General features: G+C 53.6%; 18 protein-coding genes and 1 pseudogene. 6 read left to right on the top strand and 13 right to left on the bottom strand.

Annotated features, from left to right (window positions below; all coding sequences use genetic code 11):
• Window positions 1-95 precede the first annotated feature (95 nt).
• The 6 genes from gshB to TLL_RS04575 form a co-directional block, all read right to left on the bottom strand.
• A complete protein-coding gene (gshB, locus tag TLL_RS04600; RefSeq protein ID WP_011056752.1) occupies window positions 96-1052 on the bottom strand; it encodes a glutathione synthase in 957 nt (318 codons plus the stop codon).
• Entirely contained in the window at window positions 1052-1315 is a 264-nt protein-coding gene (grxC, locus tag TLL_RS04595) for a glutaredoxin 3 (RefSeq protein ID WP_011056751.1), read from the bottom strand. Before grxC ends, gshB begins: the two co-directional genes overlap by 1 nt.
• A 98-nt stretch (window positions 1316-1413) precedes the next feature.
• Window positions 1414-2727 (bottom strand): CO2 hydration protein, encoded by a 1314-nt coding sequence (locus TLL_RS04590; RefSeq protein WP_011056750.1) that lies wholly within the window; start codon window positions 2725-2727, stop codon window positions 1414-1416.
• Between the two features lie 11 nt (window positions 2728-2738).
• Window positions 2739-4217 carry an NADH-quinone oxidoreductase subunit M gene (locus TLL_RS04585; protein WP_164920778.1) on the bottom strand — a complete coding sequence of 493 codons (1479 nt, stop codon included), beginning with the start codon at window positions 4215-4217 and terminating at the stop codon, window positions 2739-2741.
• A 26-nt stretch (window positions 4218-4243) separates the two neighbouring features.
• The gene (locus TLL_RS04580; protein WP_011056748.1) at window positions 4244-6079 is read right to left on the bottom strand and encodes an NAD(P)H-quinone oxidoreductase subunit F; all 1836 of its coding nucleotides are present in this window, start codon (window positions 6077-6079) and stop codon (window positions 4244-4246) included.
• 163 nt (window positions 6080-6242) lie between these two features.
• Window positions 6243-7523 carry an HlyD family secretion protein gene (locus tag TLL_RS04575; RefSeq protein WP_164920777.1) on the bottom strand — a complete coding sequence of 427 codons (1281 nt, stop codon included), beginning with the start codon at window positions 7521-7523 and terminating at the stop codon, window positions 6243-6245.
• A gap of 343 nt (window positions 7524-7866) precedes the next feature.
• On the opposite strand from TLL_RS04575, the gene TLL_RS04570 reads away from it, so the two are divergent.
• Together TLL_RS04570 and TLL_RS04565 are read left to right on the top strand one after the other, a co-directional pair.
• A complete protein-coding gene (locus tag TLL_RS04570; protein ID WP_011056746.1) occupies window positions 7867-8241 on the top strand; it encodes an FHA domain-containing protein in 375 nt (124 codons plus the stop codon).
• An 8-nt stretch (window positions 8242-8249) separates the two neighbouring features.
• Window positions 8250-8858 (top strand): biotin transporter BioY, encoded by a 609-nt coding sequence (locus tag TLL_RS04565; RefSeq protein ID WP_231833829.1) that lies wholly within the window; start codon window positions 8250-8252, stop codon window positions 8856-8858.
• On the opposite strand, the gene cobN is transcribed toward TLL_RS04565, so the two are convergent.
• On the bottom strand, window positions 8855-12538 hold the full coding sequence (gene cobN, locus TLL_RS04560; protein ID WP_011056744.1) for a cobaltochelatase subunit CobN: 3684 nt from the start codon (window positions 12536-12538) through the stop codon (window positions 8855-8857). The genes TLL_RS04565 and cobN overlap by 4 nt on opposite strands.
• Window positions 12539-12696: 158 nt before the next feature.
• Here cobN and TLL_RS04555 point away from each other — a divergent pair, with 158 nt between their 5' ends.
• Window positions 12697-14886, top strand: a complete 2190-nt coding sequence (locus tag TLL_RS04555; protein ID WP_011056743.1) for a hybrid sensor histidine kinase/response regulator — start codon at window positions 12697-12699, stop codon at window positions 14884-14886.
• On the opposite strand, the gene coaE is transcribed toward TLL_RS04555, so the two are convergent.
• From coaE to TLL_RS04540, 3 genes are all read right to left on the bottom strand, one after another.
• Window positions 14857-15468 (bottom strand): dephospho-CoA kinase, encoded by a 612-nt coding sequence (coaE, locus tag TLL_RS04550; protein WP_011056742.1) that lies wholly within the window; start codon window positions 15466-15468, stop codon window positions 14857-14859. The two genes, TLL_RS04555 and coaE, sit on opposite strands and share 30 nt — an antisense overlap.
• The gene (locus TLL_RS04545; protein ID WP_011056741.1) at window positions 15461-16024 is read right to left on the bottom strand and encodes an FxLYD domain-containing protein; all 564 of its coding nucleotides are present in this window, start codon (window positions 16022-16024) and stop codon (window positions 15461-15463) included. Before TLL_RS04545 ends, coaE begins: the two co-directional genes overlap by 8 nt.
• Before the next feature lie 100 nt (window positions 16025-16124).
• A complete protein-coding gene (locus TLL_RS04540; protein ID WP_011056740.1) occupies window positions 16125-17045 on the bottom strand; it encodes a DUF928 domain-containing protein in 921 nt (306 codons plus the stop codon).
• Between TLL_RS04540 and TLL_RS04535 the strand changes: the two genes are divergently transcribed.
• Window positions 17034-17939, top strand: coding sequence for a 7-carboxy-7-deazaguanine synthase QueE (locus TLL_RS04535; protein WP_011056739.1), 906 nt, complete (start codon window positions 17034-17036; stop codon window positions 17937-17939). The two genes, TLL_RS04540 and TLL_RS04535, sit on opposite strands and share 12 nt — an antisense overlap.
• A gap of 9 nt (window positions 17940-17948) precedes the next feature.
• Here the strand turns inward: TLL_RS04535 and TLL_RS04530 are convergent, their stop codons facing one another.
• Entirely contained in the window at window positions 17949-19133 is a 1185-nt protein-coding gene (locus TLL_RS04530) for a hypothetical protein (protein ID WP_164920776.1), read from the bottom strand.
• Window positions 19134-19330: 197 nt separating this feature from the next.
• Between TLL_RS04530 and TLL_RS04525 the strand changes: the two genes are divergently transcribed.
• The gene (locus TLL_RS04525) at window positions 19331-19675 is read left to right on the top strand and encodes a carboxymuconolactone decarboxylase family protein (protein ID WP_231833827.1); all 345 of its coding nucleotides are present in this window, start codon (window positions 19331-19333) and stop codon (window positions 19673-19675) included.
• Between the two features lie 7 nt (window positions 19676-19682).
• On the opposite strand, the gene TLL_RS04520 is transcribed toward TLL_RS04525, so the two are convergent.
• On the bottom strand, window positions 19683-21035 hold the full coding sequence (locus tag TLL_RS04520; RefSeq protein WP_011056736.1) for an AAA-associated domain-containing protein: 1353 nt from the start codon (window positions 21033-21035) through the stop codon (window positions 19683-19685).
• A 203-nt stretch (window positions 21036-21238) separates the two neighbouring features.
• On the opposite strand from TLL_RS04520, the gene TLL_RS04515 reads away from it, so the two are divergent.
• Window positions 21239-22228 (top strand): FkbM family methyltransferase, encoded by a 990-nt coding sequence (locus tag TLL_RS04515; RefSeq protein ID WP_011056735.1) that lies wholly within the window; start codon window positions 21239-21241, stop codon window positions 22226-22228.
• On the opposite strand, the pseudogene TLL_RS04510 reads toward TLL_RS04515, so the two are convergent.
• A pseudogene (locus TLL_RS04510) lies at window positions 22223-22615 on the bottom strand (ATP-binding cassette domain-containing protein); the annotation flags it as partial. The gene TLL_RS04515 and the pseudogene TLL_RS04510 sit on opposite strands and share 6 nt — an antisense overlap.
• Window positions 22616-22626: the final 11 nt, after the last annotated feature.

The raw sequence follows: 22626 nt of genomic DNA, 5'->3' as shown, positions 1-22626 counted from the left end.
AACCTCTATCTGAGTTCCCTGAGCCTCCTATGCAGTTAGCAAAATTGCGGCAAAAACACTTTCATCTGATTCATAGAATTGAATAGAATTGAACATTAACTAAATAGCCAAGCCATCACCTGTTGACCGAGGCGAGTCCCATTGAGGCGATCAATTTCGCGAACACCGGTGGGGCTAGTCACATTCACTTCTGTTAAGTAGCCGCCAATAACATCAATCCCTACAAAATAGAGGCCATCGCGCCGCAAGGCAGGGGCTAAGGTTTGACAAATCTGGCGATCGCGCTCCGTAATCTCTGCGGCTGCCACGCGCCCACCGGTGGCCATATTGCCCCGAAATTCATCCCCTGTGGGAATCCGGTTAACAGCACCGATCGGTTCGCCGTTGAGAAGAATAATCCGTTTGTCCCCCTCCTTAGCGGCGGGTAGGTACTCCTGCAGCATCACGGGCAGTTGTCCCCGTTGGGTACTGATTTCAATCATGGAGTTGAGGTTGCGATCGCCCGCCTGCAGAAAGAGAATCCCTTCGCCCCCTTTGCCCCCCAAGGGTTTGAGCACCGCCATACCCTGCTGCTGCACAAATTCACGGATGCGCTGCTTGTCTGCAGTCACAATGGTCTTGGGAATCACACTGGTAAATTGCAGGGCATACATCTTTTCATTGGCATGGCGTAACCCCGCTGGCGAGTTGAGGACAAGGGTGGTTTGGGGATCGACTAAATCAAGACAGTAGGTAGCATAGAGGTAGGCGGTGTTGACGGGCGGATCCTTGCGCATCCACACTGCTCTGAAGGTGTTGAGGGGGCGCCATTCGAGTGCACCCAGCTCAAACCAAGGTTGGGGAATCTGCCACTGGCCGTCCACCAGTTGCACTGGCGATAACTGGATGGGAGTCAGCGCCGCCCATACCTGACCTTCTCGGATCAGCAGTTGGGAAATTTCCGTTACCCACACCCGTGCCCCTGCCGCTTGCGCAGCCTCCATCAAGGCCACACTGGTATCGTGGCCGGGGTCAAGGCTGGCGATCGGGTCAATAATAAAGGCAATATCCACTAAGCTACCCCTTGCAACAGGGCATCCAATTTTCCTTGCGCCTCCAGGGCATAGAGATCGTCACAGCCGCCAATGTGTTCATTGTCAATAAAAATCTGCGGGAGCGATCGCCGGCCATGGGCTCGTTTTGCCATCGCGTCACGGGCTACTTCATCTCCATCAATGACGTACTCTGTAAACTTCACTCCTTTTTGCGTCAGCAATTGCTTTGCCCGAATACAAAAAGGACAACGAGACCACGTATAGATTTCGACCTTAGCCACAGCAGTGACACCTCGTTACAAAAATTCACTTTGCCTCCAGCCTAGCAAAAAGGGAGAAGAGATACACCCCCCTCTCCCTCCCCTTGCCCTACAACTCCCTACAAATAATTGGGATCCTGAACATTGCGGATTTTGCAGGCTTCGGCAATGCCGTACTGGGGCCGCAAAAAGCGATCCATCTGGGCGACAAAGAAGCGCCGATTCGCCATTAAATGCTCTGGATTGGGATCATCCAAGGGGTAGTAGAAGGCAGCACGGGTGGCTTGCAAAACGGCGGAGGTCACGGTGTACATAGCGTGCTGGAAGGCAATACCCAACTGCACCAAAATATCATCCTCACCGCGACAGTGCTGGTGGAAGTAATCCTTTAGGTACTGGGGTAAGAAATGATACATATCTTGGTGGAGCAACGTTGGTGGAATACCCGCCGTCCCCACAGGGAATTTATCGGCAAAGAGAATGCCATAGTGGAAGTCCACCTGATCAGTGGGCACCTGATTGGCTTGGGCGTTGTAGGACTTTGTGCCGCGGAAAGGAGAGGTGCGGTAGAAGACCGCTTCCACATAGGGGAAGGCTGCCTCGTAGAGCCACATAAAGCCCTTTTCCTTGGGCACAAGGACATGAACCTCGTCATCAATATAGACATGGTGGTAAATGGGACGACCGGCAATGGCAAAAATTCCATTGACCAAGAAGTTCATGGCATCCTTGACACTGGTAATACTGCCCTCATCGTAGCGATCGCTAATCTCAAAGAAGACAGGTGCCATCACTTCCCAAAAGAGTCCCAGCACATTCATGTACGTGGCTTGGCGAGCCTGCTCTAAAAAAAGGTCGGGAAAGAGTTTGTATAGCCCGAGCATCAATGGGTTGCGCTTGAAGTAAGCACGAATCGCCTTATCCGCTGCCGCTTTGTACTCCTCGGAGTCAAGGTAAATATCCAACTGACCGCCCATGCGGTGCCACATCATTGCCCGCGCCAAATCTTCGGAAAATTCCATGTTGATGCGGTCATGCCAGAGGTGGTGGAGCAGACGGGGCATTTTGCCGGTCTCCCCTTTTTCAATAAATTCCATGAGTTCCGGATGGGCATGGGCAGGGCCGCGCCAAATCCGCAGATCGGCGGTATCACCGGCGTAGTGATTGGGCAACTCAAAGTATTCCTTGGTCGGAAAATACTTAAAGAAGGGAAAGGGATTAATAAAGACCCGCTCACCGAGATAGAGCAAGTCCCGCCAGTAGAAGTCCATTGGAATGGAGTAGGCCTTGTACATCCCGATAATTTTCATCAGGTTCACTGGTGTGTCGGGAATCAGGGCACCTCCTGCCTCAAGGCGGTAAATAATATCGGCGAGGGGATGATCTAGGGGTGGCAGCTTGGCAGAACTGGGGCGCTCCATTGCTTGAACCATGGGAAATTCTCCTAACGCTTGGCTAAGGTGGCAACAAGTTCATTGGTACGGGGGACGGCAGCAACGATCTGAGCACTGGTGGTTTCACTCCAGCGCACCAGCCAGGTGGGTTGAACCCCCAAAAATACAATCAACAGGGTCAGGACGAGGGCAGGCATTTTCTCTGACCAGACTACCCGTGGGTAGTAGGCTGTGCGATTGTCAAGGCGGCCAAAACAGGTGCGGTTAATCATAATCACGAAATAAACCGCTGTGAGGCCAGTGCCCACCACAGCAACCAGGGTTGGTAGGGGGAACATCCCATAGCTGCCTTGGAAGATTAAAAATTCCGCTACAAACCCCACAAGCCCTGGAATACCTGCACTCGCCATCCCGCCCAAAATTAAGAGGGCACTGGTGGTCGGCAAGCCCCGCAGGGGATTGAGCAGGCCATTGAGCACGTTCAGTTCCCGGGTCCCGACTTTCGTTTCAATTACACCCACCAGATAGAACAGGAGTGCCAAGATTAGGCCATGACTTATCATTTGGGCGATCGCTCCCACCATGCTGAGGTGGGTATGGGCCGCTGCCGCTAGAAGGACATAACTCATATGGCCAATGGAACTGTAGGCCACCATCCGTTTAATATCCTTTTGGGCAATGGCCGCAAGGGCACCATAGGCAATGCCCACCGCCGCCACGATCGCCAACAGACCAGAAAACTGTGCCCAAGCCTCTGGAAAATAGCCCAGGGCAAAACGCACCAAGCCATAGGCACCCAGTTTTGCCAGTGCTCCCCCAAGGAGAATTGCTGTCGGGGTTGAAGCCTCTACATAGGCATCGGGCAACCAACTGTGGAGGGGCACCAAGGGCATTTTGATCCCAAAGCCCAAGATCAACAGCAACAGCAGAATCCCTTGGGTCGTCGGTGCCAAGCCAGCGATTTGAATATCGGCAGAGTCAAAACTAGGGGCGTGGGTCAGCCAACCCATTGCCAAAAAGGCGGCGAGGACAAGAATGCCCGACACTGCCGTATAAATCAGAAACTTAACCGCTGCTTGCTCACGACGCTGCCCCCCCCAGATCAAAATCAACAGGTAAAAGGGCACCAACTCAAGTTCGTAAAAGAGAAAAAACAGCAGCAGATTCTGGGCCGCTAAGGCCCCTGTAATGCCGGCATTGGCCAAAAGAACCAGGGCATAAAAAAGCCGCTGTCCAGTTTTCTCACCTGTGAATACAACCCCAAGGGTCAAGAAGGTCCCCAAAACAATCAGGGGCAGCGAGAGACCATCCACCCCAAGGGAATAGTTCAATCCCAAAGGCAACAGCCACGGCACAAATTCCGTAAATTGCAGTGCGCTCTGGTGAACATCGAACTGCGTCAGCATCCAGAGGGACAGGGCAAAGGTGAGACCGGCGATAACTAAAGCCACCGAACGTAGGACTCGCTCTGGCAGCAGCGGCATCAGGAGAGCGCCGATCACCGGCAACACGATTAACAGCGTCAGCATAGGCAGAAACCTCAATGAATGGAGCACTAAGCCAGCAGTGGCCAACAAATGGCAATGACTAAAATGGCAATGCCCATCAAGATGGTGAGGATATAGGCTTGGGATTGCCCCGTTGTACTATATTTCAGGCGATCGCCCCCCAAAAGAGTGACCACGCCAAAGGCATTGCCGGTCCCGTCCACAAATGTGCGATCAAACCAAGCGGTAATGCGGGAAATCATATCCACCACTCCCACCACCGTTGCTCTGTAGAGCTTTGGCGTATAGAAGTCGTAGGCCAGCAGATTCTGTACCGACGGCAGGGGAAACTGCACGGGTTTGGGAATTGCTTTGCCAAGATAGACCCATGCGGCTACCCCCCAGCCCAAAAGAGCAGTGATAGTCAGTGCCGCAGCGGTGGCCAAGGAAGGTTGGGTCCAAATCACCCAATCAAAGCGCGCCATGAGAATTGGCAAGTGCAGCACCAGCCCTAGATCAACGGTCATCGGCAAAATCATCGGCCAAAAGACCTCGGGCGATCGCGCCGTCATCGGTTTGACCTCACCGCCCCAAACTAGGCAAAATGTGCGCCCAAGACTAAAAGCCGCAAAAGTATTCATCAACAGAAGCACCCCCCCTACCCAAGGCAGTTGGGCAAAGGCCGTATCCAGCAATTCTGCCTGGGGGAAAAAACTGGCCAAGGGTGGAACCGCCAGCAGCCCTGCGGAACCCACGAGAAAGGAGATCCCCGAAATGGGGCGCCGGGACCACAGCCCACCCAGCAAGCGCAGATCTTGGGTAACACTATTCCAGATAATGCTGCCGATGCTCATCATTAGCACTGCCATGGCCAGGCTATAGGTGAGGATAAAGACAAAAGCTAAGCCCGGCTCCTTGAGGCCAACAGCAATAAACACCCACCCCATGTAGGCACTCACCAAATAGGAGAGGGCGCGTTTAATGTCCACTTGGGCAATGGCAATCAGGGTTCCCCCCAAGGCCGTGACGCTACCAATCACCAACAAAGCGGTTAGAGCAACCGGGGAAAGGCTCAGCACTGGCGTCAGCTTCACTAGCACCCATGCCCCCGTGGCCACAACCACTGCATTCCGCAAAATCGAGGCCGGAATTGGCCCTTCCATCGCCTCATCCAACCACAGGTGTAGCGGAAACTGGGCACATTTCCCCATCGGTCCTGCAATCAGCGCCAAACAAATCAGGGTAATGAGGGTGGAGTTTACTTGAGCCGTTGCTGCCCAAGCCGCCAAATCGTCGTAGTTCCAGGAACCAGCCAGAGGATAAATCGCCAACACCCCCATCAGGAGTACCAAGTCTCCCACCCGTTTCGTTAGAAAGGCATCGCGGGCACCGGTCACCACCAAGGGTTGGTTAAACCACAGTCCAATCAGCAAATAGGTGGCAAGGGTCAAAATTTCCAAAACCACATAGTTGAAAAAGAGAGAATCGAGGAGCACCAGCGCTCCCATACCACCTTCAAAAAGAGCTAGCAGGGCAAAGAAGCGGGCCCAGCCCCAATCCATCTCCATGTAGCCCACCGCAAACACCTGAGCCATAAGGTTCAAGGCTGTGATTAGCATCAGGGCGGTAGTCGTCAAAATCGAAATTTCAACGGGAATGTCAAGGTGCAGACCCGCCACATCAAGCCACGTCCAGTGCAAATACTGTGGTGGTTGGTTGGCGATCGCCACCGTTGCCAACAGTGCATGCACAAAGGAAAAAAACGTGAGCAAGATATTCAAATAGCCCGCTGGCCGTGGCCCCGTTTTCCGTGTAATCCCCGGTGACCAAATCAAGGACAACACCATTCCCGCGAGGGAGTAAAAGGGAATGAGCCACACCGTATCTGCAAACGATTGCAACATAAACCCCGCCTACATCTATGGGCAAGACTAATCAAATTTAATCTTATCTATGAATAGCACCAGCCCTGACGGGAATCAGTGCCAAGTTGCATCAATATCTCTTATCCCCGAGATAAAAGGCCACTATGAAGGATTGAGCATTCTTTAGGATAGATATAAAAATCTAGGGGTTAATTTGAAAGGTCACCCGTGCAGTGTAGCCCACATAGCAAAAGTTACCGTCGCCCCAATCTTGGTCAGAATCTAGCTCAACACGCACTTGACTTTGACGCGGATAGTTTTCGGGAATTGGGATCACCTGATCATCGCCGGGGTTGAGGCGACCCAAGCCAGAGCGAATATTGGTGACTGTGCCCTGAAGAACTTTCCCTTTGGCCCCATAGAGTTCAATTTTTGCCCGAGTGCCCGGAGGAATGAGCCGCAGTAATTGTTCATCGACAAAGACATCGATCCAACGACGCCGACAATCCAACAATTGCAAAATTTGATCCCCTTTACCGAGAAACATCCCCGGACGGGCATCCACCCGCCAGACATAACCGGCAATGGGAGCAGTCACCTTCACCACTTTGCGCTGAGCAACCTCCCGCTGGGCTTGGGCAACTTGTCGTTGTTGGGCAGCCATTTCCTGTTGCATCCCTTGGACGATCGCCTGCTGTTCGCTAATTTGAGTTTGTAACTCTTGCCGCCTTAGGCGGGGGTCATAGTTACTGCGAGTGTTGCGCAGTGTCAGCCCCAATTCAGCAGCACGGGCATCAGCCTTCAGGGCCTCAACGGTGTGAGCCGCAGCTTCCACCTCCCGTTGACGAGCAGCCACTTGGGCTTGGCTTTGCTGCAACTCCGTTAGAGCCGCATCCGCTTGGGCTTGGGGTACCGCCCCCTGCCGGGCCAACTGGCTAAAGCGCTGGTAGTTCATTTGTGCCAGTTGATAGCGCGCCTTGGCATCCGCAAGCTTGGCCTTAGCCGCTGCGAGTTCTGCTTGAGCAGCAGCCACTTGGCGATTGGTTTGCTCCACCTCTAGTCTGTGCTGATTGCGTTCATCCCTTTGGGCAGAGGCGAGGAGTCTTTGCAATTGAGCCAACTTTACCTGAGCAGCTTTTAATTCTCCCCGCCGCCGCTCTAACCATTTTTCAACTTCGCGAGCGTTGCCTTGACTGACATAGTCATTTTCTATGAGGGCCAAGGGTGCATCCGTGGGTTCGATAAAGTCCCCTACCTGCGCCTGGAGTTTCTCTAGTGTTCCTTCCTCTGGAGCCCGCACGTTCACAATCACGCCATTAATGACTGCATCACGACTGCGCACTGTTGTTAAATGGCGGTAGAGAAACAAGACTGCAAAGGCAAGGATGCCACACCCGGCTGCGAAAACTAACAGATTAGCAAGGAGCGATCGCCGTAGCTTCAGTTGCTGAGCTGGTACAACCTGATTTTTAATCTGGGTCAAAGAAGCTGAAACGCCCTTGCTCATAGGAAACCTATAAGAAACTAGTTAAAGCAAGTAAAAAACTACTAAGCCATCTTGTCTAATTTATGTATGGATCTGATTGTGAATCTAATCGATGTGTGAACGCCTTGCTCCAAAAACTTTTTTACTTGAAATAATTTTCGCCTAGCCCTATCTAAACACACTCCCTAACCTTTTGCTATCCGTAAAAATACTGAAATTGACATCTGCAGATCAAAAGCATTTCATCTCGAATTTCCATAGGTTTTCAGAATCTCAGCCACCTGCAAAACTACGGATGGAGTACGTATGATAAAAGTAAAAGTATCTGTGGTCAACTTTTATGACGTGCTTTCCAGACCTTGACAAACAAGCATGGCTGATTGTGCACTCCCAAGGCACGGCGGTAGGCAAGTATCACCTTTCAGGAAAAGCGTTCTGGAAAATTGGCCGCGCCAGTGACTGTGACATTATTATTCATGACCCCTATGTTTCCCGACATCAGGCAACCATTGAACTGCGGCCTCGTGGCAATGCACTAGTGTACCTAATCCGTGACAACAATAGTCGCAATTGCACATTGCTTAACGGTACTCCCCTATCGGATGAGCGGGTATTGCACCATGGGGACATTATCATGATGGGAGATACAGATCTCACATTTCGCTATACGAGTCCGACCCCCTCAGTCCCACCGAATGTGTTGCAGCGCTTTTGAGAAACGACTTGTCACCCCTTGATGAATTTTTGTGGGCGATTTTAGGCCTCCTCCTAACCGTTGCCGGAACGTTCATGGAAGCGGCGATCGCCTTGCCCAACTTTTTCAACGAGGAAGGGCAGGTTGTTTTACCCACCTCCTGGGCAGCGGTTCCAGTGCACCCGTTACCGGTCTCCTACCAGGTGGCCGCTGTTCTTTTTGTCGGCTGTATGGGAGGACGGCAAGCCGCAGCTCTCTCACAGGTGGCCTATTTGATTCTGGGGCTGAGTGGGTTTCAGGTTTTTTCCCAAGGGGGCGGCCTAGACTATTGGCGTGAACCAACATTCGGGTACCTCTTGGGTTTTGTGCCGGGGGCCTGGGTCTGTGGTTGGCTGGCCTTTCGTCCCCAAAAACGGGTCAGTTTAGAATGGCTTGCCTTGAGCAGCCTAGGGGGACTGGTGCTCATTCATGTCTGCGGTGCCCTCTACCTCGGTGCTCTGGCTCTTGCCGGGCAGTTGAGTCACCCCTTGGTGGAGCTACTAGAGCAGTATTCGCTTTTTGCCTTGCCGGGGCAGTTGGTGACTGTCTGCTTGGTGGCAGCGGTCGCGCGGGTGCTGCGCTTGATTTTGCTGTACTAGGGGGCACTGTTGCCCTCAATTAAACCTTCGGCCTCGAGGGCGAGCGATCGCAGGCGGTCTAACATCTGGGGATCAGGTGGCTGCCACAGTTGGCGTTGGGCAGCTTCCAGGAGTCGCTCAGCCATGTCCCGCAGTGCCCAAGGATTATGGTGCGCCACAAAGGCCTGCATTTCGCTATCCAGCAAATAGGTTTGGGCAATGCCTGTAAACACATAATCGGGTACACAGCGAGCCGTAGCGGCATAGCCAAAAAGATAATCTACCGTGGCTGCCATTTCGAAGGCGCCTTTGTAGCCATGACGCTTGACACCTGTTAGCCATTTGGGATTAACGACGCGGGAGCGATAGACCCGCAACAGTTCCTCCTGTAGAGTGCGAATTTTCGGCTGCTCTGGCCGTGAGTGATCGCCAAAGTAAACCGTGGGCTGCTGCCCTGAGCGCGATCGCACCGCAACGGTCAAGCCCCCCTGAAACTGGTAATAATCATCGGAATCCAACAGATCGTGCTCGCGGTTGTCTTGGTTTTGCAGCACCACTTGCAGTTGACTGAGCCGCTGCTCTAGGGCTTCCGCTGCATTGTGGCTGTGGGCTGCCCCGGTGTAGGCATAGCTACTCCAGTGGATGTAGGCGCGGGCAAGATCCTCATCCCCCCGCCAGTTTTGGGCTTCGATGAGTCCTTGGAGTCCCGCACCATAGGCACCGGGTTTGGAACCAAAGATGCGAAAGCGTGCCCGTTGCTGAGCTTGATCCAAGGAGAGACCCTGTTGTTGCCAATAGGCCGTTTCTTTGGCCACTTGGGCCGCTAAGGGATTTTGATCGGGGGGTTCATCCAACTGGCTCACCCGCTGCACCGCCTCATCAAAGAGGGCAATGAGGTTGGGAAAAGCATCGCGGAAAAAGCCAGAAATCCGCAGCATAACATCCACACGCGGTCGTCCCAACAGCGACAGGGGAATCACCTCTAAATCCACCACCCGTCGTGAGGCGCCTTCCCAGACCGGTCGCACTCCCAAAAGGGCAAGGGCTTGGGCAATATCGTCGCCCCCTGTACGCATTGTTGCTGTGCCCCACACCGACAGACCAAGGGTACGGGGAAAGTCCCCCTGCTCTTGACAATAGCGTTCGATCAGTGCCGCCGCTGATCGCTCCGCCAAGGCCCATGCAGCCTCTGTGGGCACCGATCGCAGATCCACGGCATAGAAATTCCGGCCCGTGGGTAAGACATCGGGACGACCGCGACTAGGGGCACCCGCAGCCCCACTGGGAACATAGCCACCATTGAGGCCATGGAGAAAGTGGTCAATTTCTTGGCGGGTCTGTTGCAGGGCAGGGTAGAGAACCGTGCGAATCCAATCCAGTACCTGCTGAGTTGCACTGCCACCGGGGAGATTGGGGGTGCCCCGCAATAAACCCTCCACCAGTGTTGCCGCAGTTTCTTCGAGGGCATTTTGCCACTGGCCCACGGAGCGATAGCCGAGGACAGGACTGGGGGCGGTTGGATCAGCGGTGAGGGGGTCTAAATCCACCCCTTGATCCTGTGCTAGAGCCCGAGTGAGACCCCTATGCTGGTCACTGGGACTGCGGGCAATGGCAAGAATTAGATCCCGCAACTGTCGTCCTTGGGGGCATTGGCCAAGAATATGCAGGCCATCGCGGATTTGGGCATCCCGCAGATCACAGAGGTAGCCATCGGTGCGCGCTAGCCATGCGGTCCAAGTTTCCTCAGGATTGGGAGCGCTAATTTCTTGATCGAGATCGAGTTCTTTGACCAGGGCTTCAATCTGCTGCCGCAGCACAGTCAAACGGGGGCGATCGAACTGCTCAGCGGCGTAGTATTCCTCAATGTAGTGGCTGAGGGTCTCTAGGCCACCGTACAGCTCGGCACGGGTGAGGGGCGGGGTCAGATGATCCAAAATCACCGCTTGGGCACGGCGTTTGGCCTGGGCGCCTTCACCGGGGTCATTGACGATAAAGGGGTAAAAGTGGGGCACAGGGCCAAGGGCAATTTCAGGGAAACAGGCCTCACTGAGGGCAATCCCCTTGCCCGGGAGCCATTCGAGATTGCCGTGCTTGCCCACATGGACAATCGCATCTGCTCCAAAGACATGGCGCAACCAAAAGTAAAAGGCGAGATACTCTGGGGTGGGTTCCAAATCGGGGGCATGGTAATTCAAACTGGGGTCGCGATCATAGCCCCGACTGGGTTGGATGCCGACAAAAATGTTCCCCCAACAGTCACCCGCAATGGGGAGATCGCTGGTGGGTGCCGGCCAGCGTTGGTTAATGGCCGTCTGTACTGCCCTTGGTAGGTTGCGAAAATAGTGCTGGTAGGTGTCAAGGGAGAGGGTATAGCGGGGCAGCCGCCAGTGATTGCCTTCAGGGTCGTTGGTGCGGTAACGGCTGAGGTGTTGGATTAGGGCATCGCCATCCCTAGGCAGAGGGTCAGGACCCAGATCGTAGCCAGCGGCCTGAAGTGCTTTGAGCAGTTCCACGGTACTGTTGGGGGTGTCAAGGCCCACGCCATTGGCAAGACGACCATCCCGGCAGGGGTAGTTGGCTAAAATCAGGGCAATGCGGCGTTCCGCAGGGGCTTTGCGGCGGAGTTTCAGCCAGTTGGCCGCCAAATCACTGACCCAGTCTAGGCGATCGCCCACTGGGGCATAAGTGGTCACGGCGGTTTCCACCTCTGGTTGAATTTGGGAGACCGCCTTAAAGGAGACGGCACGGGTAATGATGCGGCCATCCACCTCCGGCAAAACCACGTGCATTGCCAGGTCACGGGGCGTCAGTCCTTGGGGCTGCTGTTGCCAAGTCTCGTAGGTGCTGCTGCTGAGAATGACCTGTAACACCGGAACATCCAACTGCTGCCAAAGATCAACCTCGCTGGCTTTAGCGATCGCAAACCCCGTCGTATTCAGAATCAGTTCCACCTTGCCCTGCCACGCTGCCAGCAGTCCCCGTTGAATTTCTGGGTCTTGGAGCGAGGAGACAAACACGGCAACAGGTGCCAATTGCCGCTGCATCAAGGCCTGAGCAAGGGCCTCAATCACAGCAGTGTTACCCGCCAAGTAATGGGCACGGTAAAAGAGAATCCCCACCTGCGGCCAGTCCTTGGGGATCTGCCCCGAAATTGGATAGGTGCCCCAGCGGGGAATCCTTTGGGGGGGACGGGGAGGAGCCCCCCAACCGCAGCCGTAGTGACCAATAAACTCTAGGGCCCACTGAATATTTTCCTGTCCTCCCTCGCAAAAGTATTGCCAGAGGCGATCAACTTGCGCCAGTGGCCAACTGGAGAGGCTCATCAGTTCTAGATCAGGGCGATCGTCCCCCGGCAGCAAAATCAACTGGCCGCCGCGATCGCTGACCATTTGCTGCGCCACCTCGAGGCCATAGCTCCAATAGCCCCGTCCTCCCAAGAGGCGAATCACCACAACATCGGCCTTGGCTAGAACGCGATCGCCATAGTCATCAATCGCCGCTGCCGCTTGTAAATGAAGTAAGTTAGCAAGACGCAAAGGGGGAAAGTCCTTTGGCAGTTGGTGGTAGGCTTGGGCCAGCAGAGCAATATCCGTATCCGCTCCCGTTAAAATAACGATGGGAGCACTGCTTTGCTGTAGAAATGCAACATTGCTGTTATCTGTAGCAACAGTGAGATCATTCAATGTAAGAATTCGATGCATAGGTTGACAGCAATCATTAAAAAAACTGGTGGGCTTTCCCCCTTATACCCCCTGAGTCACTACAACAGAAATTAATGGAAAAAGCCGCTAGCGATCGCAAGCCCCATGGCAATGCCCTTTCCTGCAACGAAGCGATCAAGGATTGAACTTAAGAAACGATGCCCCAGCCCATCTTTGATCGAATTCTACCAGCATTTCTCTACGAGCGAATCGCCACAGTCCTCCTCGCACAAGCAAGCCGTCGCGGGGCAACTGTCCTCACCCGTGAAGAGGTGATCGCCTCTACTGATGCTCCCTTTCTCATTGTCGTGGCAGAGAGCTTTGCGCTGCTATTGCAGGCAGAACCCGTGCCGCAGATGAGTACCTATCGGGTAGCAATTCTCACTAACCCTAGGGCGATCGCCCGCTTTTTGCGCAAAATCCGCAGCCAAGTTCCTGTGAACCGTCGCCCCCTGATCCGTGCTGTTTTGCAGCAACTGAGTCCCTTAAATGCCAAGGAACAGATGTTGCCCGCTGATCTGGCGATCGCCCTCATGGCAGTCCTCGGTGAAGAAACGACTGCCCAGTGCCAAAGTTGCCAACCCCTAGTCACGGCGGCCCTCAATGAACGCCAAGCCCAAGAACGGCTGCTGCATCAGGTGACAACCCAAATTCGCCAGAGCCTGGAGTTGCCTGAACTCCTGAAAATAGCCGTGGATCGCATTCGCGAGTTTTTGGATGTGGATCGGTTGCTGGTGGGGCAATTCGCTCAGACCGAAGGGGAACTGCGCGGCCAAATCACCTATGAATCCTGCCGCAATAGCGAAATTCCCTCGGTCTTGGGGATATGGGATGACTGTTGGCAGTGGTCAGGGTTACCTAGCAGTAGCTATCAGCGCCTGAGTCAGGGTGAGGCGATTGTGGTCAGTGACATTCAACAGTTCTATGGGGCGGTGCCCTGCCTCCAGTCCTTTGCCGCCCACTGGCAGATCAAGTCATGGCTAATTGTGCCGATTATTGTTCAAGATCGGCTCTGGGGAGTGCTCATTGCCCACCAGTGCGATCGCCCCCGCCAGTGGCAACCCCAGGAGGTTGAATTTCTCACCCACCTCAGTCAACACCTGAGCATTGCCATTTACCAAGCGCAACTCTACAGCGAATTACAACAGCAAAAGGCCACCCTGGAACAGCGGGTGAATGAACGCACCCAAGCGCTGCGGGAAGCCCTAAGTGCTATGGAAGCCGCCCACCGCATTAAAAACGACTTTTTGGCGACCATGAGTCATGAACTGCGCACGCCCCTCACCTGTGTCATTGGCGTTTCTGCCACCCTACTGCGCTGGCCCCTTGGCCCATTGACAGCAAAACAGCGGGAATATCTGGAAATTATCCATGAGAGTGGCACCCACCTGCTGGAGTTAATCAACAGCATTCTCGATCTCTCGGAGGCAGAATTGGGGCGATCGCAGCTCCATCGCAGCGCCTTTTCGATTCGGCAACTGTGTGCGGACTGCCTTGAAGTCGTCAAACCCCAAGCCCACCGCCATCAGGTGAACCTGCGCCACCAACTGATGATTCCCCCTACTCGCGATCGCTTTTGGGGAGACTATCGCCGCATCCAGCAAATTCTCATTAACCTCCTCAGCAACGCCATCAAGTTCACCCCTGCCATGGGGGAAGTGATCCTACGGGCTTGGTGGAAAGAGGATGAGCTGATTTTCCAAGTACAAGACACTGGTATTGGCATCCCTGCTCACCTGCAATCCTTACTATTTCAAAAATTTCAACAATTGGATAGCTCCTTTGGCCGCGCCTATACCGGAGCAGGTTTGGGGTTAGCCCTCACCAAGCAGTGGGTGGATCTGCACCATGGCTGGATTGATGTTGACTCCACCGAAGGCAAAGGCAGTACCTTCACAGTGGGGCTGCCGGCAATTTCAGACCCGCTGCCAGATCCCCCTAAACCCAAGCTGGATGTCCCGCCTCTGGCAACAACGGAGGTGTTGGTTGAACCTGAAGGGCGAATTGTTCTTGTGAGTGAGGATGAAGCCACATCCACCCTGATCTGCTCGATTTTGACCACCGCAGGCTATCAAGTCATTTGGCTGGTGGATGGTGAAGTGGAACGCTTGCTGGCACTGACACCAATTGCCGTTCTCTTGGCGGAGCCCTTTAGCTATGGCGATGTGCAGGAGCTAGTGGATCAGTTGCGACAACGCTGTACCCCTGAGCAACTCAAGATTTTCATCTTGGGATCAAAGGGCAATTACCAAGGGGTCGATCGCTACATTCCCTTGCCCATCCATCCAGAAAGTTTCCTACAGCAGGTCACGATGGGGCTAACCTCCCTTGCCACCTCTGCCCAGTAAGGAAAAGGCCTGATCCACCTGACGGTAAAGCTCCTCAAGGGAACCTGTATTCCAGAGCACTGTATCTGCCCGCCGAATTTTTTCCTCTAGGGGCAGTTGACTGGCTAGGCGTTGGCCAGCGGCATGGGCAGAGAGGCGATCGCGCTGCTGCAGACGAGCTAACTGTTGCTCAGGGGGAGTGGCGACTACCCAAATGTGATCCACCAAGCCTTCAAGATGGGCTTCAAACAGTAGGGGAATAACCAAGGCCATCAGGGGTTGATCACAGGTAGCCATCGCTTGCTCCATCTCGGCAACCACCGCAGGGTGAATTTGCGCCTCTAGCCATTGGCGCTCCTGCGGCTGAGCAAAGACAATTTCCCCTAAACGGGAGCGATCCAGGGTACCATCCCTACGGCAAATCCCATCCCCATAGCGATCGACAATGGCTTGATAAATGGGTGTGCCCACGGCAACCACCTGCCGCGCTAATACATCAGCATCGACAATGGGCACCCCATACTGCCGCTGCAAATAACCCGCCACCACGGATTTACCGCAGGCAATCCCCCCGGTGATACCGAGGCGAAGAAGTCTAGACACCCCCTTGAAGCTGCACTGCTGGCTGCATCAGGCGCACCTGGGCCCCAATATCCGCTGGCACCGTAGGCAGCATTTGTTGATACGTCACCGTCTGACCAGGACCTACCGTTGCGGGTTCCGGCGTCACGGCACCTGTTTGCAGAACTTGGCCGTCGGGCCCCACCACCTCATAGTTAATGGATTGGATGGTTACCGGTTGGCGGTTATTGTTTGTAACTGTGCCTTTCACCACTGAAGACCCCGGTAATCGAATGACCGGCTCCAGCTGGGGTTGACTGACGCGAATGTTGCCTAGGAGCTGTTGTTCTAGAACTTTGGGATCAACTTCTTGGGGAGCTCCTGGTGTTGTGGGTGCAGAAGCGGCTGCGGCGGCTCCCGACAGGTTGAGCAAGTGGTTCCAGTAGCGCTGGTTGCGCCCCCACTCAGAGGGGGAGTTGCCAATAATGACAATGTCGCCCGCAGCCCGTTGGGCCAAGGCCGGCAGAGGGGCGATCGCTCCAAGGAGCACAATACTGGTTAGCCAAAGGGGAAATGGCGATCGATATCTCTTTAGCATGGCGCACGCTCCTATAATGCAGCCTACCTTCTATCCTAGTGCAACATTGATCTAAGGATTGCCCTCAGCCCGCCGCCCTCAATACCGCCACAGGGGGATCTTATTGCAACAACGGCATGTTGGCAATTTGTGGATCAATACCCGCACTCTTGAGCAGATCCTGCCACTGCTGTTTGATGACAGGGTTATTAGGATTCCTTTGCTGCAACTCCACAAGGGTGGCCAAGGTATCGTTCCAGAGTTGACTGGTGACCAAAAGGGGGAGGCGATCCGCCGGTGCCATGGTGGTCATCACTCGAGCAAGGTTACTATCTAGCTCAGCCCGCTCAATCCAGCCCGTCACAAAGGGATTGGCATCCGGTTCATTGGGCTTACAGGTGAGGGAGAAGATCCACTGGTATTTTTGTCCCGGTTGTAGCTTCGCCTGACTGGCATCAATAGTTACGGGCAAAATCCCGGCTTTACCCTTCAGGGGGACTTGCTGGCTGAGGAGCAGATCTCCAGCTTCTGAAAGGAGTATCAGTTCCGCAGATGTGGCCGTGCTTTGGGGGACAAAGAAAAAGAGACTGGGATTGGCCACAGCGGTCATACCCAAGTTGTTATCGGGAACAAGAGCAATAATTTTTGTCATGGAACCCTGGGTACATTCACCAAAGCGAGTGGCGCCGGCAATCCGTTGCCCGGGCATCCCACGATTTGTGGGCACAAAGGTGAGACGATGACTCGATTGGGCAGCGTAGCGATCGCGAGCAAGATAGGCCTCGACATTACTAATGGCCATGAGGGCATAACGGTTATTAGGACGCAAACTGAGGGCACGGCGGAAATTCACCAAGGCTGATTGATAGTCACGCTTGGCGGTGAGTTCATACCCCCGCTGCATGTAGCGATCGAACTCACTGGCTGGGTTAGAGGAATTTTGGGCAACAGCAGGTAACGATGGCATGACTGGCAGGGCACCTATCCCCATTGCCCAGGTACCGAGGAGTAGCCACGCAAGGCTAAAACGATGGGCAGACATAGCATTGACCTACTGAACACGCTAACTATCTTTAAGGTACTATCGGGAAGAGGGCTCCATTGTGATCAGGCTTGCTTACCCCCTGTGATTTCTGCAAAAGAGTACCAAACGAAGGATCATTCCTCCCTTGGGGCAATTGCGCTTCCCTTGGTGGAGATCTTTTCAGCCATTCAAGGGGAAGGCGCCAATGTCGGTTGTCGGCAGATATTTATTCGCTTGGCAGGCTGTGATCTACGCTGCACCTATTGTGACAGTGCTCATACATGGTTTGTTCCCTCCCATGCCCTGATTGAAAAGCAGACTGGCGATCGCCACTTTCAAACCGTCCCCAACCCCGTCTCTGCCGCCCATATTCTCGAAGCCGTACAGCGGCTCAATACTCCGCCAATCCACGACAGTATTAGCCTCACCGGCGGCGAGCCCCTGCTCCATGCTGCAACGCTAGCACGATTTTTGCCCCTCCTCAAGGCCCATAGCTCCCTGCCCCTCTACCTTGAGACTGGCGGACATCATCCAGAGGCGCTGCAACTCATTCTTCCCTATCTCGATAGTGTTGGCATGGACATCAAGCTCCCCAGTGTCAGCGGTGAATGCCATTGGTCAGCCCATGGGGTCTTTTTGCGCCTGTGCGATCGCGCCCCTGTTGAGGTCTTTTGCAAAGTGATTGTTTCCCGCACTACTGATCCCGCCGATCTGGATCGGCTCAGTGCCCTTGTCGCTAGTGTCAACCCCCATATCCCCATCTTTCTCCAACCGGTGACACCCGTAGGTACCGGTCGCTGTACTCCCCCACCCACCCCTGACCAAGTCCTCAAGTGGCAAGGGCAACTCAAAACAAGGCTAACCCATGTGCGGGTTGTCCCCCAAACCCATAAATTTCTTGGCCAGCGCTAGGATAATTTTTTATTGATTCCTGCTTTTTACAGGCTTTTTAATCAAAATGTAGGCACGGACATAATTGGGTAATTGCCGGGCAACTGCTTGGTAGGTGGGGCGATCGCGAAAAATCCCTGCCAAAAAGTCCAACTGATAGAGATTGGGAGCAAAGGCCCCTCCTGTATCGGCAATAACCCCGAGGCGCAGTTGGGGCGGTTTACCCCGTCGATCTTCAATCACCACCACTCGCCCAAGACCGATATTCCAAACATCTCCAGCAAACGTCACCTCAGGTTCAATATTAATTTTGTTCTCAATGGTGCTGCCGTAGCCCTTAATGGCAGCCACTTGCCGAAAATACCAGTAGCGTTGCTGCTCATAGGGAGAAACCCCCTTAACAAAGGGCAGACCATTGTTGCGATCCACATTAAAAAAGGCGCGACTGCCATCGGTAAATTCCACAAGAATTGTCCCCTGCATGAGGGCATCTTCAAAGGCGGCTCGCGTCAGGTAGGCCAAAGGTTGTACCCGGCCATGGAGGGCACCCCCCGGTTCAAAAATCCCGGCAAGAACCTGTTGTTTTGTCAGTTGCTGATAAAACCTATCCTCTGGTTGATTGGAAACCCGGGGCGGCAGAGCATAAAGGGCCGTATTGTATGTCTGTGTGGGGGTGTGGGAGCCGCGATGGGTAAAGACTGCGTAGTTGGTGAGGCGCAATTCCTCAGTTTGGTTTGGATTACGGGGATTGTGGGGCAGCCATTGAATGACACGAAAGTGCTGATTAATAAATGCGGGGTCCTGCAAACGAATCGGGCGCTTGCGGCTGATATCCTCCGTGAGCGTCGCAATCATGAAATCTAGTGTGTCGAGGACCTGGGGCAGAGTAACCCCTTGAATCCCCAGAATACCTTCCCGTTGGGTAATGGGGTCGGTTTCACTAAAGTCTTGAAAATACTGGCGAGTGCTGCGCAACACCTGCAGCAGCTTTATGGGGACAGTACTAATGCGGTGCGGGGGCAGGGGGCGATCGCGAAATAGTTTGCGGCCATCAACTTGAAACTGAGGCTGGCCAAACTCATCAATGGTTGTGTACAGGGAGCGAGGGGCAAAAGGGGGCACTTTCCCAGGAGTTTTTAGGGTTCCTGGCAATACGGTCGCTGCTTGACATCCCAGCACCAGGAGCAATCCGCTCAAAAAACCGGTTGTGCTCATCCACCTAAAGCCCATAGGCCAACCCTAAATTCTGCTCAAAATGATCCCCAACTCCTCAATCATTCCCCAAGCTGTTCTTGCCGTCAAAGGAAGAGGAATTCAAAGGAAGAGGAATTAAGAAAAAACGTTGAAATTTCAGCAGCGTCAGCCTTCCTATGGGGGATGATAGGGGGAACACGAAATGTTTGAAAACAGCGATGTACACTGAGCAAATTAACCACATCAAATCCTACACGGCAAAGCTAGCGGCGGCGATGCCCGACGCCATGAAAGCCTTTTATAGCTTGAGTCGTGCCTCTTCAATCCCCGGTGCCCTTGACACGAAAACCAAGGAGTTGATTGCCCTTGCTATTGGTGTGGCTAAGCATTGCGATGGCTGTATCGCGTTCCATACCCGCGCTGCCTTGCAGGCGGGCGCAACCCCTGAGGAAATTATGGAAACCCTGATGGTCACGGTAGCCATGGACGGCGGTCCTGCCCTGATGTATGCTACCCACGTCCTGGAAGCCCTAGAGGAATTTAGCCAAGGGCAGGCTCCGTAGGCGGTTGTCAAACAGCCGTCGTTTCAAGGGACAATGGCTCTTCTGGTTCACTGACTTCAAGGAAAATTTCCTTAGATGGTTCGTCATAGCCAAAGAGTTCGGCATAGCGTCCCCAGTCAATGGCGGTATTGAGCTGGCGCTCGGCCTCCTGCGGCGTAAAGTGCCGCTCTAAAATATCCAGCACCAAACTTTCGGGAATGCGGTGGTTTTGCTTAGCCATCAGAAAAGTATGGATTTGCTGCACAAGGCGGATATGCTTGAGGAGTTGCTGACGAATAATCAGCTTGCGCTGGTCAATGTCCCCCTGAATAAAGGCATTGCCAATAGGGGTCACACTGATATCCCCCTCCTTCAGCTCCACCAGTTCCATCATCTGGGCAGCTTCGACAATGGGCAGAATATCGTCTAGCTCCAATTGCAACTCCTGGGCAATGCGGTAGAGGTCTTCTTTGCGGTGTTCTAGGAGTTCCAATAGACCGGCGATCGAACCAATGCGCACATGGGGCAGCAATGGATAACGGGGTTCCTGACTGCTGGCAACGGTAGTCGGCCTGGGTTCTAGTTCCTCCAATTCATCTACATGGGGGTTAGTGAGAATTTTATAGATGCGATCCACGGTGGCTTGAAACTCCGGCGTCTTGCGATCGCGATAGTGGGGCAGGGTGACTGGAAAATCAGCGCGGACGCGACCGGGGTTGCTCCCCAAAACAATAATACGATCGGCGAGAATGACGGCCTCTTCAATGTGGTGGGTGACAATCAAAATGCTCTGGGTAGGAATTTTGTGCTCTAGCCACAGATCAAGAAGTTCAAAACGCAGGTTCTCCGCCGTCAGCACGTCCAAGGCCGAAAATGGCTCATCCATGCACAGGAGTTCCGGCTCCACTGCCAAAGCCCGGGCAAATCCCACCCGCTGCCGCATGCCCCCCGACAGTTCCTTGGGGTAGGCGTTTTCAAAGCCATCCAAGCCAATAATATCAATCATCCGCAGTGCCTTGCGGCGGCGCGATCGCGGGCCTTCTCCCAAGGCCTTTAGCCCCAGTTCCACATTTTCCAAAACGGTTAGCCACGGATAGAGCGCCGAACTTTGAAAGACGATGGCGGCTCCCGGATTCAAACCCTGCATTGGCTGCTCGCGGTACAAGACCTGCCCAGACGTAGGTGCAACTAAACCTGTAATAATGCGCATTAGGGTTGACTTACCCGATCCTGAGGGCCCCAAGAGGGCAACAATTTCCCCCGTGCGCAACTCCAGGTTAATATTTTCCATAATGCTAATGACCTGACCGTTGGGCTGACGGTAGGCTTTGCCAACATTCAGCAAGCGGACAAGCGACTCTCCTTTAGTTTTGGCTGGCATGGTCCTGCATCCTCTGGCATTTCCACCGTTAACCTACCATGAGCAGCCAAGGGTTGGGGAGCCAAGGGGATAAAAATTAGAACATCAATTAAGCAATTATGTTGGAGCAGCTATCTAGCCTAGATAGCTAGGCTTGAGAAAATAGACCCCGTCTTGAAACATGATTTAGAATCCTAGGTCAGCTGTACACTGTCTACTGCGCTATGGGACTTATTAACAATACGCTGAAAAGTGCAGGGAAGCTCGATCCTATTTCCTTGACCCTATGCATTGTGGGTTCTCGCAAAATTTACCGTGAGGATAATTATGCTCAATCCCCGTGGCATATTTTTGCTCCTAACCTAAAGATTTATGGCTTTGACGCGGACCCGGAGGCTTGCGATGAGGCAAATGCTGCCCTCGAAGCCCAAGGAATCGATTGGTTTGAGCGGCACTATCCCCTTGCCCTTGGTAAAGCAGTGGGGGAAGCAACCCTTTATATTACGCGCGCAACCCACTGCAGCTCTCTCTATGAGCCCAATTCAAGCTATACATCCCGCTTTCAAGGATTTAATCCCAGTTTGAATATTGAGGCGACTGTGCAGGTGGAAACAACCACCCTGAGCGCTTTTGCCCAAGCGGAGGGACTAGAGAGCGTGGATGTTCTCCAAGTGGATGTTCAAGGTGCCGATCTTGATGTTTTGCAAGGTGGGGAGCATCTTTTAGCTGCAACTACTTTAGGTATTGTTATTGAAGTGGAGTTCTCACAGGTCTACAAAGGTCAACCCCTATTTAGCGACATTGATGCTTACTTACGTGCGCGAGGCTTTGTGCTCTTTGACCTGCTGACTAATGATGGTTGGTGCCGCTTGCCGCGCTACCTCTCACCTTTACAGTCTCAACGACGATCAGGTCAACTTCTATGGGCAGATGCCATTTACCTGCGAGATTTACTCGGTCATGATCAACAGCTGCAAAATGCTCACCTACAAACGCCAGTACACCTACTAAAACTGGCAGCGATCGCGGATGCACTAGACTTTCCTGACTATGCTTTGGAAGTTTTGACACACCTCACTCTTCAGTACGGTGAGAACTCCCAATGGAACTGCCGCCAAGAAATTTTCTCTATTTTGGAACAGGTGCAGCCCCTGCTGGGCAGGGACATTACTGAGTTGCCAATTGTACAACTGTTGCAGCAGTCAGCGGCCTAGCGCTGTTACAAAATGTTGACCTTCATGTGCGCCTTCATGTGGGCCTTCTCCCAAGGCCTTTAGCCCCAGTTCCACATTTTCCAAAACGGTTAGCCACGGATAGAGCGCCGAACTTTGAAAGACGATGGCGGCTCCCGGATTCAAACCCTGCATTGGCTGCTCGCGGTACAAGACCTGCCCAGACGTAGGTGCAACTAAACCTGTAATAATGCGCATTAGGGTTGACTTACCCGATCCTGAGGGCCCCAAGAGGGCAACAATTTCCCCCGTGCGCAACTCCAGGTTAATATTTTCCATAATGCTAATGACCTGACCGTTGGGCTGACGGTAGGCTTTGCCAACATTCAGCAAGCGGACGAGCGACTCTCCTTTAGTTTTGGCTGGCATGGTCCTGCATC

This window comes from Thermosynechococcus vestitus BP-1 (assembly GCF_000011345.1).
Taxonomy (GTDB): Bacteria; Cyanobacteriota; Cyanobacteriia; order Thermosynechococcales; family Thermosynechococcaceae; genus Thermosynechococcus; species Thermosynechococcus vestitus.
This window is presented reverse-complemented; position numbering and strand designations above follow the sequence as displayed.